The organism is Photorhabdus temperata (assembly GCF_025384845.1).
In the GTDB taxonomy this organism is placed as follows: Bacteria; Pseudomonadota; Gammaproteobacteria; order Enterobacterales; family Enterobacteriaceae; genus Photorhabdus; species Photorhabdus temperata.
In genome coordinates, this window is the sequence record NZ_JAJAFX010000153.1 from 1 (window position 1) to 2230 (window position 2230).

Here is a 2230-nt window from a genome sequence, read left to right on the forward strand (position 1 = left end):
TGGACATTCACAGCCGGCAACTGATAAACCGCGAGGGTACCTTACAATCCGCAGACGTTCTGACGCTGGATACTGACGGGCAGTTACTGGATAACCAGCAGGGGCGTATTCTGAGTGAGGGCGCCACCACGGTCACCAGCGGCCAGCTGGATAATACGGCGGGGCTGTTACAGGCGGGTCGCGAGATGGCCATTGATACCCACGGCCATTGGCTGACGAATACCCGCAATGCCGACCAAAAAGCGGGCCAGTTGTTGAGTGGCGGGCATTTAACCCTGCGCACCGGCGACATCGATAACACCGGCGGCAGGGTAGCGGGGAATGGCGGACTGGACATTCACAGCCGGCAACTGATAAACCACGAGGGTACCTTACAATCCGCAGACGCCCTGACGCTGGATACTGACGGGCAGTTACTGGATAACCAGCAGGGGCGTATTCTGGGTGATGACATCACCACCGTGACCAGCGGCCAACTGGATAATCGTCAGGGCCACCTTCAGGGCGGACAGTTGGCTATCGACACCCGACAGACGCAGACCGATAACCGGGACGGCAAATTGTTGTCGGCAGACAGGCTCAACCTGAAAACCCAACGGCTCGACAATCGTCACGGTCAGGTACAGGCGGTGGGCGACACCACGCTTAACGTGCAGGAAAAAACCGACAACACCGGCGGCCTGATCCGGGGGGGGCAGCAACTCACCCTAAACACCGCCCACCTGATTAACCGCGAGACAACGCACACGGATAACGGGGTGGAAGCGCAAAATCTGACGGTGAACGCCCAACAGGTGGACAACACCCAGGGCGCTTTACGGGCGGCTCACCACCTGCAAGCGAACATCAGCCAGACGTTAAATAATATCCAGGGGCTGGTCTCTGCGGGCAAACAGCTCACGGTCAAAAGTGAGGCTCAGCAACCGCATCTGGTGATTCACAACCGGCAAGGCACCCTGATTGCCGGGGAACACGCCACGATTAACGCACACACCCTGAGTGGTGACGGCCAACTGTTATCGCAGGGCGATATGGCCGTCACGTTAACCGAGGATTTTCACCCTACCGGCAACACCGCGGCCAATGGCAACCTGACCCTGAAAACGACCGGCAATATTCTCAATGACCGCCAGATAAAAGCCGGTCAGGCGCTGCATCTTGACGCACAAAATCTTACCAATACCGCATCAGGCGAAATCAGCGCCAAACAAACGCAAGTCAACGTCCATAACACGCTGAACAACACCGGATTGATTGACGGTGACCTGACTCATCTCACGGCCAACATGCTGAATAATACCGGCACCGGGCGCATTTACGGGGACCAGCTTGCCCTCCAGACGGGCACGTTGAATAACACCGCACAGGACGGCAAAGCTGCCGTTATTGCCGCGCGTGACCGGCTGGATATCGGGACCGGAACGCTCAACAACCAGCATCATGCGCAGATTTACAGCGTGGGCGACATGCGCGTCGGCGGCCAGTTGGATAACAATCTGACGGCGACCGGTCAGGCGCGTAAGCTCAATAACCACGCGGCGACGATTGAAGCCGGACGCAACCTAAAGATTCAGGCTGACCAGATTAACAACACCAACGCCGGGTTGGTCACCCAGGTCGTTGAAACGGAAAAATCGCTGCATCACGACGCGGTATTGAGCGGACAGACTGCCCGCTATGACTGGTCACAGGTGGACACCTCCCACCGCAACAAATATGGCGTGCACGATGCCATCATGCCGGATGGCAGCCGCAGTAATGACTTTTACGAATATCAATACACCCGCACCGTCAAGGAAACCCAGGTCAAACAGAGTGACCCCGGTAAAATTCTGGCCGGGGGCAATCTGACGCTCAACAGTGCGCAGGTCACCAATCACGACAGCCAAATTGTGGCCGGCGGTGCGCTGGCGGGCAATATTGGCGAATTGCACAATATCGCCACGCAGGGCGAACGTATCACCACCGATACCGGCAGCCAGACCCGCTGGTACGCTAAAAAGAAAAAACGCCGTATCGGCGGCACCAAAACCTCGCAGGGGAAAGATACGCGCGATTATGAACGGAGCCCGGTGACAGAAACGATTGACCTGAACACGCTGGCCTGGCAGGACCATACCCGGCCAGAGGCTGCTGGTACCCCAATAGCGGACCGCCAGACCGGGCAAGTGCAACAGGCCCCCACCGCCGTGAAACCGGTTGCCGGGATAAACACCCCGCCCTTAGTTCT

At 57.8% G+C, this 2230-nt stretch carries 1 pseudogene; it reads left to right on the top strand.

The features are described from left to right. Nucleotides 1-2230 (top strand): annotated as a pseudogene (locus tag LGZ99_RS24150) (hemagglutinin repeat-containing protein); the annotation flags it as partial.